Origin of the sequence: Sphaerisporangium sp. TRM90804 (genome assembly GCF_029846175.1) — a bacterium.
Classification (GTDB): Bacteria; Actinomycetota; Actinomycetes; order Streptosporangiales; family Streptosporangiaceae; genus Sphaerisporangium.
The window spans coordinates 160,956-175,513 of the sequence record NZ_JARWAC010000004.1 but is presented as its reverse complement, the minus strand read 5'-3'; the positions used below and the strand labels follow the sequence as shown (position 1 = coordinate 175,513).

The 14,558-nt window shown below is 74.0% G+C and carries 12 protein-coding genes; 8 read left to right on the top strand and 4 right to left on the bottom strand.

Translation table 11 applies throughout. The features are described from left to right. Positions 1 to 61 precede the first annotated feature (61 nt). Genes PYR91_RS04520 through PYR91_RS04510 form a run of 3 tightly spaced genes read left to right on the top strand, consistent with a single transcriptional unit; the run spans position 62 to position 2,828 of the window. Positions 62 to 1,003: an ABC transporter substrate-binding protein gene (locus tag PYR91_RS04520; protein WP_279777646.1), complete on the top strand. Its 942-nt coding sequence runs from the start codon at positions 62 to 64 to the stop codon at positions 1,001 to 1,003. Between the two features lie 35 nt (positions 1,004 to 1,038). Next, positions 1,039 to 2,034 carry an iron ABC transporter permease gene (locus PYR91_RS04515; protein WP_279777645.1) on the top strand — a complete coding sequence of 332 codons (996 nt, stop codon included), beginning with the start codon at positions 1,039 to 1,041 and terminating at the stop codon, positions 2,032 to 2,034. Then, positions 2,031 to 2,828 (top strand): ABC transporter ATP-binding protein, encoded by a 798-nt coding sequence (locus PYR91_RS04510; protein ID WP_279777644.1) that lies wholly within the window; start codon positions 2,031 to 2,033, stop codon positions 2,826 to 2,828. The genes PYR91_RS04515 and PYR91_RS04510 overlap by 4 nt, the downstream gene beginning before the upstream one ends. A 232-nt stretch (positions 2,829 to 3,060) precedes the next feature. Here PYR91_RS04510 and PYR91_RS04505 read toward each other — a convergent pair whose 3' ends face one another. Further along, positions 3,061 to 3,747, bottom strand: coding sequence for an adenosylcobinamide amidohydrolase (locus tag PYR91_RS04505; RefSeq protein ID WP_279777643.1), 687 nt, complete (start codon positions 3,745 to 3,747; stop codon positions 3,061 to 3,063). Between the two features lie 280 nt (positions 3,748 to 4,027). Here PYR91_RS04505 and PYR91_RS04500 point away from each other — a divergent pair, with 280 nt between their 5' ends. Genes PYR91_RS04500 through PYR91_RS04490 form a run of 3 tightly spaced genes read left to right on the top strand, consistent with a single transcriptional unit; the run spans position 4,028 to position 7,849 of the window. Next, positions 4,028 to 6,088, top strand: coding sequence for a DUF6421 family protein (locus PYR91_RS04500; RefSeq protein WP_279777642.1), 2,061 nt, complete (start codon positions 4,028 to 4,030; stop codon positions 6,086 to 6,088). A 31-nt stretch (positions 6,089 to 6,119) separates the two neighbouring features. Then, positions 6,120 to 6,773 carry an SDR family NAD(P)-dependent oxidoreductase gene (locus PYR91_RS04495; protein ID WP_279777641.1) on the top strand — a complete coding sequence of 218 codons (654 nt, stop codon included), beginning with the start codon at positions 6,120 to 6,122 and terminating at the stop codon, positions 6,771 to 6,773. Continuing rightward, positions 6,770 to 7,849 carry a beta-eliminating lyase-related protein gene (locus PYR91_RS04490; RefSeq protein ID WP_279777640.1) on the top strand — a complete coding sequence of 360 codons (1,080 nt, stop codon included), beginning with the start codon at positions 6,770 to 6,772 and terminating at the stop codon, positions 7,847 to 7,849. Before PYR91_RS04495 ends, PYR91_RS04490 begins: the two co-directional genes overlap by 4 nt. A gap of 43 nt (positions 7,850 to 7,892) precedes the next feature. Here the strand turns inward: PYR91_RS04490 and PYR91_RS04485 are convergent, their stop codons facing one another. Beyond that, positions 7,893 to 8,522: a DUF305 domain-containing protein gene (locus PYR91_RS04485; RefSeq protein WP_279777639.1), complete on the bottom strand. Its 630-nt coding sequence runs from the start codon at positions 8,520 to 8,522 to the stop codon at positions 7,893 to 7,895. Positions 8,523 to 8,641: 119 nt separating this feature from the next. On the opposite strand from PYR91_RS04485, the gene PYR91_RS04480 reads away from it, so the two are divergent. After that, complete coding sequence (locus tag PYR91_RS04480) at positions 8,642 to 9,379, top strand: DUF3105 domain-containing protein (protein ID WP_279777638.1); 738 nt, start codon at positions 8,642 to 8,644, stop codon at positions 9,377 to 9,379. Positions 9,380 to 9,404: 25 nt separating this feature from the next. On the opposite strand, the gene ald is transcribed toward PYR91_RS04480, so the two are convergent. Next, the gene (gene ald, locus PYR91_RS04475; RefSeq protein WP_279777637.1) at positions 9,405 to 10,520 is read right to left on the bottom strand and encodes an alanine dehydrogenase; all 1,116 of its coding nucleotides are present in this window, start codon (positions 10,518 to 10,520) and stop codon (positions 9,405 to 9,407) included. 358 nt (positions 10,521 to 10,878) lie between these two features. Here ald and PYR91_RS04470 point away from each other — a divergent pair, with 358 nt between their 5' ends. Next, positions 10,879 to 12,231, top strand: coding sequence for an excalibur calcium-binding domain-containing protein (locus PYR91_RS04470; protein WP_279777636.1), 1,353 nt, complete (start codon positions 10,879 to 10,881; stop codon positions 12,229 to 12,231). Here PYR91_RS04470 and PYR91_RS04465 read toward each other — a convergent pair. Then, positions 12,228 to 14,474: a molybdopterin cofactor-binding domain-containing protein gene (locus PYR91_RS04465; RefSeq protein ID WP_279777635.1), complete on the bottom strand. Its 2,247-nt coding sequence runs from the start codon at positions 14,472 to 14,474 to the stop codon at positions 12,228 to 12,230. The genes PYR91_RS04470 and PYR91_RS04465 overlap by 4 nt on opposite strands. Positions 14,475 to 14,558: the final 84 nt, after the last annotated feature.

Here is a 14,558-nt window from a genome sequence, read left to right as displayed (position 1 = left end):
GTGGAAAAGGGTGATCCGTCATCTCGCGGGTCCCTCGCTTCCCGGCGACTGGAGGACTCTCGTGAGGCCCGTACGCACGGCCCTGGCCGGCGTGTTGCTGGGTGCAGTGGCGCTGGCCGGATGCGGCCAGACCGCCGGCACCTCGGCCACCCCCGCAGCCCCCACCCCCGCGGCGTCGCCCGCCGCCTTCCCGGTGACCGTCCAGGCCGGCAACGGCGCGGTGACCGTCCCCCGCAGGCCCGAGCAGATCGTGTCGCTGTCGCCGAGCGCCACCGAGAGCCTGTTCGCCCTCGGCGCCGGCCCGCAGGTCGTCGCGGTGGACGACCAGTCGACGTACCCCGCCGAGGCGCCCAAGACCGACCTGTCCGGCTTCAAGCCGAACGCCGAGGCGATCATCGCCAAGAAGCCCGACCTGGTGGTGCTCGCCAACGACGTCGGCGGCGTGGTGGCCGCGCTGTCCAAGGTCGGCATCCCCGTCCTGCTGGAGCCGGCCCCCACCAAGCTCGACGACGGCTACGACCAGATCACCGACCTCGGGGCCGCCACCGGTAACGTGGCGAAGGCCGCCGAGGTCGTGGCGGGCATGAAGAGCCGCATCGAGGCCGCGACCGCCGACGCGCCCCGCGACCGCGAGCTGACCTTCCTCCACGAGCTGGACAACACGCCCTACTCGGTGACGTCCGAGACCTTCATCGGCCAGATCTACGCGCTGTTCGGGCTCACCAACATCGCCGACAAGGCGCCCGACCCGGCGGGCGGCTACCCCAAGCTGTCCAGCGAGTTCGTCGCCGAGGCCGATCCCGACCTCATCTTCCTGGCCGACACCAAGTGCTGCGGCCAGTCCAAGGAGACCCTGGCCAAGCGCCCCGGCTGGGGCGGGCTCACCGCGATCGAGAAGGACCAGGTGATCCCGCTCGACGACGACGTGGCCTCGCGCTGGGGCCCCCGGGTGGCCGACCTGGTGGAGGTCGTCGGCGACGCCGTCACCAAGGCGGCCCGCTGAGACCAGAGGCGGCGCGCGCGGCGAGGTCACGCCCGGTGGCGCTCGCCGTCGCGCTCGCCGTCCTGCTCGTCTGCGTGCTCGCCGGCCTGATGACCGGGGCGGCGGGCATCCCGGCCAAGGGCGTCGTGCTGGAACTGGCCGACCTGCTGCCGTTCGTCTCGGTCGACTCGGGGCTGTCGCCCGTGGAGCAGGGGCTGCTCTACCAGCTCAGGATGCCCCGGGTCGTGCTGGCCGCGATCGTCGGCGGCCTGCTGGCGCTGGCGGGCGCGGGCTACCAGGGTGTGTTCCGCAACCCGCTGGCCGACCCCTACCTGCTGGGCGCCGCCGCCGGAGCCGGGTTCACCGCCACGCTGGTGATCGTGCTGGTGCAGGCGGACGGCCTGGTGCCGCTGGCCGCCTTCGCGGGCGCCGTCGGCGGGGTCATGCTGGCGTACGGGCTGGGCAACACGGCGGGGCGCGGCGGCGGCACGGCCACACTGGTGCTGGCCGGGGTGGCGGTCGCCTCGTTCCTGTCCGCGTTGCAGGCGTTCGTCCAGCAGATCCGGGTCGAGCAGCTCCAGCGCATCTACGCCTGGATCCTCGGCGGCATCGGCGGCGACTGGTCGCAGGTGTGGCTGATCGCGCCTTACGCCCTGGTGTCGATCGGCGTGATGCTCGCCCACGGCCGGCTGCTCGACGTGCTGTCGGTCGGCGACGACGAGGCCACCAGCCTGGGCGTCAGCGCGGCCCGCGTCCGTCTGGTCATCCTGTGCGCCGCCTCCCTGGCCACGGCCTCCGCCGTGGCGGTCAGCGGCCTCATCGGGTTCGTGGGCATCGTCGTCCCGCACATCGCGCGCCGGCTCGCGGGCGGCTCCTACCGGGTGGTGCTGCCGCTGTCCCTGATCGGCGGGGCGGCGTTCCTCGTCCTGGCCGACATGGTCGCCCGCACCGTGCTCGCCCCCGCCGAACTGCCCATCGGCGTGGTCACCGCCTTCATCGGCGCCCCGTTCTTCGTCGGCGTCCTGCGCGCCACCCGCGCGGTGGAGCCGTGAGCGCGGCGGGCACGACGGTCGAGGTCCGGGATCTGTGCGTGGCCCTCGACCGGCGGCCGGTGCTGGCCGGGGTCGGGCTGTCGGCGTCGGGCGGTGAGTGGCTGGCGGTCGTCGGCCCCAACGGGGCGGGCAAGTCCACGCTGCTGCGGGCCATGATGGGCCTGCTGGAGAGCGAGGGAGAGGTGCTGGTCGGCGGCGTGCCCGCGCGCACGCTGAAGCCGCGCCGGCGGGCCAGGCTGATGGCCTACGCCCCGCAGACGCCGCTGATGCCGGCGAGCCTCACCGTCTTCGAGTACACCCTGCTCGGCCGCACGCCGTACATCTCCCACCTCGGCAGGGAGAGCCGCCACGACCGCGAGGTCACCGGGGCCGTGCTGGAGCGCCTCGACCTCGCCGAGCTGGCGGGCCGCACCCTGGGCCGGCTGTCGGGCGGCGAGCGCCAGCGGGTCGTGCTCGCCCGCGCGCTCGTCCAGCAGGCGCCCGTCCTGCTGCTGGACGAGCCCACCACCGCCCTGGACCTCGGCCACCAGCAGCAGGTGCTGGAGCTGGTCGACCGGCTGCGCCTCGCCGACGGCCTCACGGTGGTGACCACCATCCACGACCTCGGCCTGGCCGGCCAGTACGCCGACTCGATGCTGCTCATCGCCGACGGCCGCACCGTCGCCTCCGGCCCCGTCCGCGAGGTCCTCACCGAGCCGCTCCTGGCCCGGCACTTCGGCGCCCGCGTCCGCGTCACCGAAGACCCCACCGGCCGCCCCCTCGTCAACCTCATCCGCCCCACCCCACCCGTCTGAGAGCTCAGCCCTCGATCAACCGGCCGCCGTCCCAGAAATGGTGCCTCGGCGCAGCTTTCTTGAGGCGACCCTCGCCGAGTACGCCCATTCACCGTCGCGCGAGAGCGGCGGGCCCATCGCCTCCGGCCGCGGCGGGTCGAGAAGGCCGGGCCTGTGAGGGGCGGCGCGAGGTCGAGGCGGCGCGGCCGGACCTTGTCGCGGGGCGCGGGCCAGGGGGCGGGCCTGGACAGCCTCAGGTGAGGCCAGTGGAGTCTGCCTCGGCGGCCGGCCGGGTCTCGGGGGCGCGGCGCCAGGCGTGGGCGCCCTCAAGGACGGCCGCGTGGACGGCGCGAGCGGCCCGGGCGCCCCAGGTGGACCTCGGGCCGCCGAACGGCTCCTCGGGGCCCTGGGCGCGCACGGCGACGCAGACGGCGTCCGAGGCCGTGCCGGTGCAGGCGTAACCGGCCTCGATCAGGGCCTGGGTCTTGGCCTCGGTCACGGTCATGACCAGGTTGACCAGGGCGGCGTCGCTCACCGCCACGGGGACGGCCACGATGATGTTGACCGTTCCCGGGGCGGGCGGCGAGGGCGGCGGGATCAGCGAGGCGGGTTCGGGTTCCGGTTCGGCGGCCCAGGTCGGCAGCCCGAGGCCGACCGTGGCGACGGCGTCCACTCCCCGGTCGTGGGCGCGGTTGTAGCGCGCGACCGGGGCGGCCGTCATCATGCCGACCCCAGGCCCATCCGGAGCCAGCTCGCGCAGGTGGTCAGCGGGGTCCATGCGGGCGTAACCGCCCCGCACCTGCGCGTTGAGCACCCACCCGGCCGTCCCCGTGCCGCCGCCCAGCAGCGCCGAGGAGATCATCCGCCACCCGGGGCCGAACTCCCACAGCAGCGACGCCAGCCGCTCCCCGCCCTCCACCCGGTGGCTCAGCGACAGCATGCAATCTCCTCGGAACGGGGGTCGAGGGGAAGCGTATCGGCGCCCCCGTCCGCCGCCGGAGGGGCGGCCGCGAGAAGCCGCGGGCGGGGGGAGTTGGCCGGGCGGGGTGGGAGGGGGCGCTGTGCCCGGGGGGAGTCGGGGGCCCGTATGGCCGGGGGGTGTACCCCGGCCCGTAGGTCGCGTGCCGCTGGGGGCTTCCCGGGTTTGGCTGGATACTGTGTATATTTTCCGTATATAGAACGGACCAACCGTAGATTTTCGTGTGTTGAGGGGGTAAAGGATGAGGGCTTTCCCGCGGGTGCTGTTCGACGAGGCGCACAACGAGTCCTGGACGATCCGCCGTGAGGTCGCGGAGAGGATCAACCCGGCGCACCCCGACGACAACAGCTACACGCGCGCGGCCGACGCGCTGCGGCGGCTCGGGCACTCCGTGGCCGCCCACACCGAGGGCGCGGTCACCCTCTCCCTGCTCAACGCCCACGACGCCTTCGTCATCGCGCACCCCTCGGGCGAGCGCTGGGAGCGCACGACCGGGCACGGAAGCCCCGCGCTGCCCGTCGAGGAGATGGACGCGATCGAGGAGTACGTCGCCGCGGGCGGCGGCCTGGTCGTGCTCGCCGAGTGCGAGCAGGAGAAGTACGGCAACAACCTGGACGAGCTGCTCGCCAGGTTCGGGGTCGGCGTCGAGCACGCCACCGTCCACGACCCGGTCAGCCGCTACAACGGCGTGGCCGCGTGGGTGCTGGGCGTGCCCGTCCCCTCGGCCGGGGACGACCTCACGGCGGGCGCGCGCGAGGCGTGCTTCTACCGCGCCGGCGTCCTGAACCCGCCACCCGGCGCGACCGTCCTGTTCCAGACCTCGCCCACCGCCGACCTGCCCGGCCGCGCCCTCGCGGTGGCCCTGCGCCACGGCCTGGGCCGGGTCGTCGTGTTCGCCGACTCCGACCTGTTCGGCGACGACTCCATCGGCGACCTGCGGCACGAACGCCTCTGGGGCAACGTCCTCACCTGGGCCGCCCGCGTCCCCGCGGGCTCCGACCGGACGCGCAGGGCCGACGAGGGCTTCGACCGGCTCAAGGACGCCGTCGAGCTGCTGCGGCCGCTCACGGCCAAGGACGGGTCGATCGAGGACGCCGCCGCCGCGGCGCCGATCGTCGACGAGGTCGTGGCCGGCGTCCAGAGGCTGGCGCCGCTCTTCCCGCACGACGCCGCCTACCTCGACGCCGTCGTGGCCGACCTGCGCGCCTGGCGGGACGGCGGCTTGGGCGTGCCCGACTTCGGGGCCTCGCTGGACGCCTTCCACCCCGACACCCAGCGGGCCGACGGCCTTGAGCACCTGGTCGTCTTCCCGATGTACACCCAGAACGGCAACCCCAACCGCAACCTCGAAGCGGTCTGGATCCGCACCGTCTGGCCCGAGTGGCTGGCCGCGCTGGAGCGCGAGCGCTACGACAACGCCATGTTCGTCCCCATCGAGTTCGTCGACTTCACCGCCGGGTACGACACCAACTCCGCCGTGCTGTTCCCCGAGACCGTCGCGGTGCGGCAGGCCCCGGCCCGGTTCACCTGGGGCGGCATCTTCTGCGACCGCGAGGCCGCCCGCTTCCGCGCCGTCAGCCGCGCCGCCGCCGAGACCCTGAAGCTCGCCCTCCCGCCGGACGCCTCCCGGCTGCTGGAGAGCCAGGACCTCGCGCAGGACACGTTCGTGCTGTGGGACCTGGTGCACGACCGCACCCACAGCCACGGCGACCTGCCCTTCGACCCGTTCATGATCAAGCAGCGCATGCCGTACTGGCTCTACTCCCTGGAGGAGCTGCGCTGCGACCTCACCGCCTTCTGCGAGGCCGTCACGCTGGAGGGCGAGGGCGTGCCGCACGCCCGGTACGTGCAGTACGCCATCCTGTTCGACCGCCTGTTCCGCTTCCCGGTCACCGGCGAGCGGGTGCGCAACTACGACGGGCTCGGCGGCCAGCTCCTGTTCGCCTATCTGCACCGCAACGACGTCGTCCGGTGGACCGACAACCGGCTCGCGATCGACTGGGACAGGGTCGCCGGCTGCGTCGCCGACCTGCGCGGGGAGGTCGAGAAGCTCTACCGCGACGGCATCGACCGCTCCAAGCTGGCCCACTGGCTCGCCGCCCACCAGCTCGTGGCGGCGTACGTGGCGCCGCACCCGGCCTCGGTGTGGGCGCGCGGCGTCGAGGCGCTGCCGGTCGACGGCTTTCCCAAGGCCGTGGTGGACGCCGTCCTGCCGGACGAGTTCCCCCTGAGCATGTTCTACGAGGCCCTGCGCCGTAAGCTGTCCGGCGTGATCGAGGCCACGAGGGGAATCCGCGCGTGACCGGCGCGGCCGTGGGAACGGAGAAGGTGCGATGAGCAGGGTTGTCATCGTCGCCGGGGCCGGAGGGCCCGCGGGGCGGGCCGTCTCCAGGCGCCTGGCCGCGCGCGGCGACACGGTGATCGGCCTCGGCCGGCACGCCGGGGACGGCGTGACCGCCGTCGACCTCGCCGACGCCGCCGCCACGCGGGCACTGGCCCGCGCGGTCGAGGACGAGCACGGCCGGGTCGACGGGGTGATCCACCTCGTGGGCGGCTGGCGCGGGTCCAAGACCTTCGCCGACACCGACCTCGCCGACTGGGACGTCCTGCACGAGCTGCTGATCCGCACCCTGCAGAACGTCTCGCTCGCCTTCGAGCCCGCGCTGCGCCGCGGCGACGCCGGCCGGTTCGCGATCGTGTCGGCCAAGGCCGCCCAGCAGCCGACGCAGGGCGGCGCCGCCTACGCCGCCGCCAAGGCCGCCGCCGAGGCCTGGACGCTCGCGCTCGCCGACGCGCTGCGCGGCACGCGCGGAGCGGCCACGATCCTGGTGATCAAGGCCCTGGTCGACGACGCCATGCGTGAGGCCGCCCCCGACCGCCGGTTCCCCGGCTACACCGACGTGAACGACCTCGCCGAGGTCGTCGCCGGCCTGTGGGACCGCCCCGCCGAGGAGCTCAACGGCACACGGCTGGACCTGAGCACGTGACCGACGCGCGACGCCGTCACGACCCCGAGGCGCGCTCGTTCGCCAGCGACAACTACGCGGGCGTCCACCCGGAGATCATGCGGGCGCTGGCCCAGGCCAACGGCGGCCACCAGGTCGCCTACGGCGGCGACGTCTACACCGAGGCGGTTCGCGAGGTGTTCCGGCGGCACTTCGGCCCCCAGGCCGAGGTGTGGCCGGTGTTCAACGGCACCGGCGCCAACGTCGTCGGCCTGCGCGCCATGACCGCACCGTGGGAGGCCGTGGTCTGCGCGCGGACCGCGCACATCCACGTCGACGAGGGGGGCGCCCCCGAGCAGGCCGCCGGCCTGAAGCTCTGGAGCGTGCCCACGCCCGACGGCAAGCTCACCCCCGAGCTGGTCGGCGCGGAGGCGTGGGGGTTCGGCGACGAGCACCGGGCCCAGCCCAAGGTCGTGTCGATCTCGCAGAGCACCGAGCTGGGCACGCTCTACACGCCCGGCGAGATCGCGGCCGTCGCCGCCCACTGCCACGGCCTGGGCATGCTGCTGCACATGGACGGCTCGCGCCTGACCATCGCCGCCGCCGCCCTCGGCGTGCCGCTGCGCGCCCTGACCACCGACGCCGGCGTCGACGTCCTCAGCTTCGGCGGCACCAAGCACGGGCTGATGTTCGGTGAGGCCGTCGTCGTGCTGAACCCCGGCGCCGCCCGCGGCGTGATCTACCTGCGCAAGAGCTCGATGCAGCTCGCCTCCAAGATGCGCTTCGTCTCGGCGCAGTTCGAGGCGCTGCTCGCCGGCGACCTGTGGCTGCGCAACGCCCGCAACGCCAACGCCATGGCCGCGCGCCTGGCGCGGGCCGTGAGCGAGGTGCCCGGCGTCACCGTCTCGCGCCCGGTGGAGGCCAACGCCGTCTTCGCCGTCCTGCCGCCCGACGCCGCCGACCGCCTGCGCAAGCGCTTCCGGTTCTACACCTGGGACGAGACCACGGGCGAGGTCCGCTGGATGACCGCCTTCGACACCACCGAGGCGGACGTCGACGCCTTCGCCGCCGCCCTCGCCGAGGAGATGGCCTCCGGGCCTCCCGGACGCGAGGGCTGAGGGCCGCAGGAACGGGCCGGGCCACCGAGCCCGGCCCGGTGTCCTACTTGAGGATCGACGGGTAGGGCTGCCCGCCGCGGGCCTTCAGCAGCTCGGTCATGAACTTGATCTCGCCGCTCTGCGACTGCACGATGTGGCGCGCCATCGTGCGCACCTCGTCGCGGCTCGACAGCGTCAGCAGCGCCTCCGCCATCTGCACGCCGCCCTCGTGGTGGCGGATCATGAGCTGGAAGAACAGGATCTCGGCGTCCTTGCCACGTGCCGCCTCCAGCCGGTCCATCTCCTCGTCCGTCGCCATGCCCGGCATCCTCCCGCCGGCCGGCGCGGCCCGGCCGTGGCCGTGGCCCGCCATCCACGCCATCGAGGGACGCGTGCCGGCCTGGGTGAGCTCCCACTGCTGGAGCCACCCCATGAAAATTCCACGCTGGGCGGTCTGGGTGGTGATGATGTCGTAGGCCAGCGTGCGGACGCGCTCGTCGGTGCTGGCGTCGCGCACCGCGAAGCTCATCTCCACCGCCTGCGCGTGGTGCACCGCCATGTCGCGGGAGAAACCCGCCTCCGGCGAGGCGTCTCCCGGGGGAGCCGAGGCCGAGGTGACCAGCAGCATGACGACCGCCGTCGCCAGACAGGAGATCAGGGCGACCACGATCAGTCGCGTTCGTGAGGTGCTCATCGGCCGCCAGGATAGTGAGTTGCAGGGCGTTAAACGCAAACGTTATTACTCACCCACTATCCTCCACATAAGACTGGCGGCATAAGCATCCACCGGCGTGGACAGGTGTTGGAGGACCGATGGTCAAGGAGAGGACGCAAGCGCGGCGGGAGCAGCTCGCCAAGCTTCAAGCGGCCCAGAAGCGCAAGGAGCGTCGCACCGCGATGCTCATGTGGGGAGCCGGCGCGTTTGTCATCGTCCTCCTGGTGGGCATCGTCGGCGTCTACGTGATCAACGAGCGGTCGCAGTCGTCGCTCGACGGGGTGAAGACGTTCAAGTACGAGGCCTCGCAGCACACCCAGGTGAAGGTCTCCTACAAGGAGAACCCGCCCGTCGGCGGCGAGCACAACCCCACCTGGCAGCAGTGCGGCGTCTACCTGGAGCCGATCAACAGCGAGAACGCCGTCCACTCCATGGAGCACGGCGCGGTCTGGATCACCTACCGCCCCGACCTGCCGCAGGCCGGCATCGACAAGCTCAAGGCGCTCGTCACCGGCGACTACATCCTGCTGAGCCCGTTCCCGAACCTCGCCGCCCCGGTCGCGGTCAGCTCCTGGAACAACCAGCTCCTGCTGACGGGCCCCGACGACCCCCGTCTGCCCAGGTACATCACCAAGTACAAGCAGAACCCCACCACCACTCCGGAGTACGGCGCCACGTGCACCGGCCGGGGCAGCACCGACGCGCCCGCCGCGGCGAACCCGCTGCCCGCGACGCCGCCGTCGGCGGCCCCCAGCGGCGCGGCCACCCCGGCGCCCAGCGGCGAGGCGACCCCCGCGGCGAGCGAGGCGGCCCCGAGCGCCACGCCGTCCTCCTGACCGCGTGCCCCGGCCCCGGCCGGGGTCAGCGCAGCAGTTCCGCGAGGTCCACCGCGTCGAGGCCGTGCGCCTCGCCGACCGGACGGTTGGCGAGGCGCCCCGCGTGGACGTTCAGGCCGAGCGCCAGCGCGGGGTCCTCCAGCAGCGCCCGCCGCCAGCCCTTGTCGGCGATCGCCAGCGCGTAGGGCACCGTCACGTTGGTCAGCGCGTACGTCGAGGTGTGCGGCACGGCGCCGGGCATGTTCGCCACGCAGTAGAAGACCGAGTCGTGCACCCGGTAGGTCGGGTGGGCGTGCGTGGTCGGCCGCGAGTCCTCGAAGGCGCCGCCCTGGTCGATCGAGATGTCGACCAGTACGGAGCCCTGCTTCATGCGGGAGACCATCTCGTTGGTGACCAGCCGCGGCGCCTTGGCGCCCGGCACGAGCACCGCGCCGATCACCAGGTCCGCGCCCTGGACCGCGCGCTCGATCTCGTAGGCGTTCGACGCGACCGTGCGCAGGTGCCCCCGGTAGATCGTGTCGGCCTGGCGCAGCCGGTCGATGTTCTTGTCCAGCAGCAGGACCTCCGCCTGCATCCCGAGGGCGATGGAGGCGGCGTTCATGCCGGACACCCCGGCGCCCAGCACCACCACCTTGGCCGCGTACACGCCCGGGACGCCGCCCATCAGCACCCCGCGGCCGCCTCCCTGGCGCATGAGGTGGTAGGCCCCCACCTGCGGCGCGATGCGTCCGGCCACCTCCGACATCGGCGCGAGCAGGGGCAGCGCGCCGCTCGGCGCCTGCACGGTCTCGTAGGCGATCCCGGTGACCCCGGCCTCCAGCATCGCCACCGTGAGCTTGCGCGAGGCGGCCAGGTGCAGGTAGGTGAACAGCACCTGGCCCGGCCTCATCAGCGGGTACTCGGTGGCGACGGGCTCCTTCACCTTCAGGATCAGCTCGCCCTCGCGCCAGACCTCCTCCGCCGAGTCCACGATCCGCGCTCCGGCGGCGGCGAACTGCTCGTCGGGGATGGACGACCCCGCGCCGGCGCCGCGCTCGACGAGCACCTCGTGGCCGTGGCCGGCCAGTTCGTGGGCCCCGGCGGGGGTGAGCGCGACACGGTGCTCGTGGTCCTTCACCTCTCGGGGCACTCCGACCTTCATGAGATCCTCCCTCGACCCCCGGGACGACGTCCTCGCCCCGCCGCGGCGCGGCGGCGGCCGGCCGGGACGGCGGCGGCCGGCGTGACCCGGGGACCCGCCCACGGGCGTGGCGGGGGTGGAGCGCCTCGGGCGGCCCCGGCCGTTTCCGGCCGGACCTCTTACCACGTTCCGTTCCCCGAAAAACGCCTGATACGGAGCAGATTCCCAGGAATGACTCTATTAGCTGGCAAATTGTCAGAGGGCTCGCCGGGCCCGGTGGCCGTCTCCGGTCGCCGCCCGGCGGCGCGGATTCCCCGGTTAGCCCGAACCCGGCAGCCTCGATAGGCTCGCCCGAGCGATGTCAGTGACAGGAATGGGGATGCCCGGTCATCCGCCGGCGGACGACCACGCCGATCGTCCCGCCGAGACGGATCACGCCGCCATGCCCGGCCCCGGCACGGCCGCCGCCCGTTCCGGCGGCCGGTCGCCCTTCGAGCGCCCCGAGACGGCTCCGCCGTCCGGCAGCCCGCCCGATCCCGGGGAGCCGCCCGCGGCCGGAGGGCCACCCGGGCCGGGCGAGCCCCCGGCCGGCCCCGGAGGGCCGTCCGGCCCCCCGCCCGGCCCGGGGGCCCCGGGCGGGCCGCCGTCCGGGCCCGGGGCGCCGCCGCGGGCCGCGCGCTCCACCACCATCGCCCTGATCGCCGCGCTGGCCGTGGTCGTGCTGGTGACCGGCGTGCTCGGCACGATCGCCGTCCTGATGACCCGCCAGCCCGACGTCCCGCTCGGCGCGGCGCCGCCGCGCCGCCTGGCCACCGCGATCCACTTCGCCCCGGTCACCGGCACGCGGCCCGCGCCGTGCCCTGGGGCCGAAGCCGTGCTGGACGACGCGGGCACCACCTGCTACCAGGTGGCCCCCGGCGTCACCGTCACCTCGGTGCTGAAGGTGGAGGCCGTGGCCGACACCGGCGGAGAGTACGCCGTGCGGGTCGTGCTCGCCCCCGAGAGCCGCCAGCGGCTGGAGGATCTCACCCGCGACGCCCTCAACCAGCTCCTGGCCGTGGTCGTGGACGACAAGGTGGTGGCCGCCCCCCGGGTCGCCCAGCCCATCACCCAGGACAGCCTCAGCATCACGGGCCTCGACGAGCAGCAGGCCGACGCCCTCGTCTCCCGTCTTCTCGGCACGCCCGGCCCGGTGCCCGGAACCGACGGGGCCGTCCCCTCGGCGTCCCCCTCGGCCGCGGCCTCCACCTGCCCGCCCGGCACGGGCACCGCACCTCCCGGCGGCACCGGCGGCGTCACCTCGCCCGGCGGTCCGATCACCTCGCCCGGCGGCACGGCGCCCCCGGGCACGCCCACCTGCTCTCCCACGACCGCCCCCACCGGCGCCCCGGGCTCGACGCAGTCCCCGGCCGGCGGCGGCCCCGCCCCGCTGACGCCCCCGGACGGCGCGGGCACGGGCGGCGCGGGCGGCACGGGCGTGGGCGGCGCCGGGACGACGCCGTCGCCGCAGGCGAGCGCAAGTCCCCGCGCGTCCGCGAACGTGCCGGTGAACCAGCGGTCCGAGGCCCCGCGCTCGGCCGCCACCCGCTCGCCCGACCCCCGGTACCGCACCTGCAGGGAGGCCAACGCCGCCGGCCGCGGCCCCTACACCGAGGGCGTCCACCCCGAGTACGCCTGGTACACCGACGGCGACCGCGACGGGGTCGCCTGCGAGCGCGGCGACCTCGGCTAACCCGCCGTCTCCCGGGCGAGCGCGATGTCGTGCGGCCTGATGGGCACCCGCGACAGCGCGAGCCCCGTCGCCGCCCGCACCGCCGCGGCGACGGCCGGGGTGGACGACAGCGTCGGCGGCTCCCCGGCCCCGCGCAGCCCGTAGGGCGCGGCGGGGTCGGGATTCTCCAGGATCGACAGCCGCATGGGCGGCATGTCGAGGATGGTGGGGATCAGGTAGTCGGTGAACGACGGGTTGAGCACCTTGCCGTCGCGCACCTGGATCTCCTCCATGAGCGCCAGCCCCAGCCCCTGCGCCGAGCCGCCGTGGATCTGACCCTCCAGCGCCAGCGGGTTGAGCATCTTGCCGACGTCCTGCACGGCCGCCAGCTCGACCACCTTGACCAGGCCGAGCTCCACGTCCACGTCGACCACGGCCCGGTGGACGCACAGGGCGAGCTGGGTGTGGGAGTCGCCCTGCCCGGTCAGCGGGTCCATCGGGTACGTCTTGCGGTGGCGGTACTCCCGGGTCTCCTCGACCGGCCCGAACCGCTCCAGCAGCTCCTCCAGGGGCATCGCCGGGTGCTCGGCGCGCAACTCGTCCAGGCGGGCGCGTACCGCCTCGCTCGCCGTCTTGACGGCGCCGCCGGTGACGTACGACTGGCGCGAGGCCGAGCTGGAGCCCGCGGAGCCGACCCCGGTGTCAGCCGGGGCGACGGTGACCCGCTCGACGCCCAGCTCGGTGCGGGCGATCTGCGCCTGCACCGTCAACAGGCCCTGCCCGACCTCGGCGGCGGCGGTGTGCACGAGCACGTGCGGCTCGCCGCCGAGCAGCTCCAGCCGCACCCTGGCCGTCGAGTAGTCGTCGAAGCCCTCGGAGAAGCAGATGTTCTTGATCCCCACGCCGTACCCGACGCCGCGCCGCACGGACTCGCCGTGGGTGGTCTGGGCCACGCCGCCGGGCAGCGACCGCAGGTCGGTGGCGGGGGTGGCGTCCGGCAGCGGCATGGCGGCCAGCTCGCGCAGCATGCCGGCCAGCGGGGCGGGGGAGTCGACGAGCTGGCCGGTGGCCAGGCGCGACCCCTGCGACACCGCGTTGCGCACCCGGATCTCCACCGGGTCGAGCCCGCACGCCTCGGCGAGCCGGTCCATCTGCGACTCGTAGGCGTAGCAGGCCTGAACGGCGCCGAAGCCGCGCATCGCCCCGCACGGCGGGTTGTTGGTGTAGGCGCCGTAGGCGTCGATCGCGATGTTGGCGGCCTCGTACGGACCCACGCCCAGCGACGCGGCGTTGCCGACCACGGCGGGGGAGGAGGAGCAGTAGGCCCCGCCGTCCAGCACGATCTCGGCTTTCACGTACACCAGCAGGCCGTCGCGGGTGGCGCCGTGCTCGTACCGCATCACGGCCGGGTGGCGGTGCACGTGCCCGAAGAACGACTCCTGCCTGCCGTACACCATCTTCACCGGCCTGCCGGTGCGCAGGGCCAGCAGGCCGGCGTGCACCTGCATCGACAGGTCCTCCCGGGCGCCGAACGCCCCGCCGACGCCCGCCAGCGTCATCCGCACCTTGTCCTTGGGCAGGCCCAGGCAGGGCGCGATCTGCTCCTGGTCGACGTGCAGCCACTGCGTCGCGACGAACAGGTCGAGGCCGCCGTCCTCGGCGGGCACGGCCAGCCCGGACTCCGGGCCGAGGAACGCCTGGTCCTGCATGCCGACCTCGTACTCGCCGGTGACGACGACGTCGGCCTCGAACGTGCCGCCCACCCGCACCGGCTGGTGCCGGACGAGGTTGCCGTTCGCGTGGACCTTCGGCGAGGCGGCGTCGAACAGGGCGCGGCGCGCGTCGGTCACGGCCTCGCGCGGCTCGTACTCCACGATGATCGCCGCCGCGGCCCGGCGCGCGGTCTCGGGGTGGTCGGCGGCCACGACCGCCACCGGCTCCCCCTCGTAGCGCACCTGGTCGACGGCGAGCACCGGCTGGTCCTTGAGCTCCAGGCCGTAGAACCGCTCGCCGGGGACGTCCTCCCAGGTGAGCGCCGCGTAAACGCCGGGCATGGCGAGGGCGGGGGTGACGTCGACCGAGCGGATCCACGCCGAGGGATGCGGGCTGCGGAGGGTGGCCCCCCAGAGCATGTCCGCCAGGTAGAGGTCGGAGGAGTAGGCGAACTCGCCGGTCACCTTCAAGGTGCCGTCCGGCCGGAGCGCGCTCGCCCCGACGCCCTGCTCCTGCTGGCTGCGGCTGGTGCTGCGGGTGGTGTGACTCACCCTCGAAGTACACCAGGCATGGCCATGAGCGCCAAAGGGGGACCGGTGACCGGGGGGCCGCAGCTTGACCGGGGGGCGTCGGAG

Excerpts from the sequence above, each read along its gene's own strand:
- PYR91_RS04485 (WP_279777639.1), bottom strand. The coding sequence starts at position 8,522 with ATGAGCACCTCACGAACGCGACTGATCGTGGTCGCCCTGATCTCCTGT.
- PYR91_RS04495 (WP_279777641.1), top strand. The coding sequence starts at position 6,120 with ATGAGCAGGGTTGTCATCGTCGCCGGGGCCGGAGGGCCCGCGGGGCGG.
- PYR91_RS04480 (WP_279777638.1), top strand. The coding sequence starts at position 8,642 with ATGGTCAAGGAGAGGACGCAAGCGCGGCGGGAGCAGCTCGCCAAGCTT.
- PYR91_RS04470 (WP_279777636.1), top strand. The coding sequence starts at position 10,879 with ATGCCCGGTCATCCGCCGGCGGACGACCACGCCGATCGTCCCGCCGAG.
- PYR91_RS04500 (WP_279777642.1), top strand. The coding sequence starts at position 4,028 with ATGAGGGCTTTCCCGCGGGTGCTGTTCGACGAGGCGCACAACGAGTCC.
- PYR91_RS04505 (WP_279777643.1), bottom strand. The coding sequence starts at position 3,747 with ATGCTGTCGCTGAGCCACCGGGTGGAGGGCGGGGAGCGGCTGGCGTCG.
- ald (WP_279777637.1), bottom strand. The coding sequence starts at position 10,520 with ATGAAGGTCGGAGTGCCCCGAGAGGTGAAGGACCACGAGCACCGTGTC.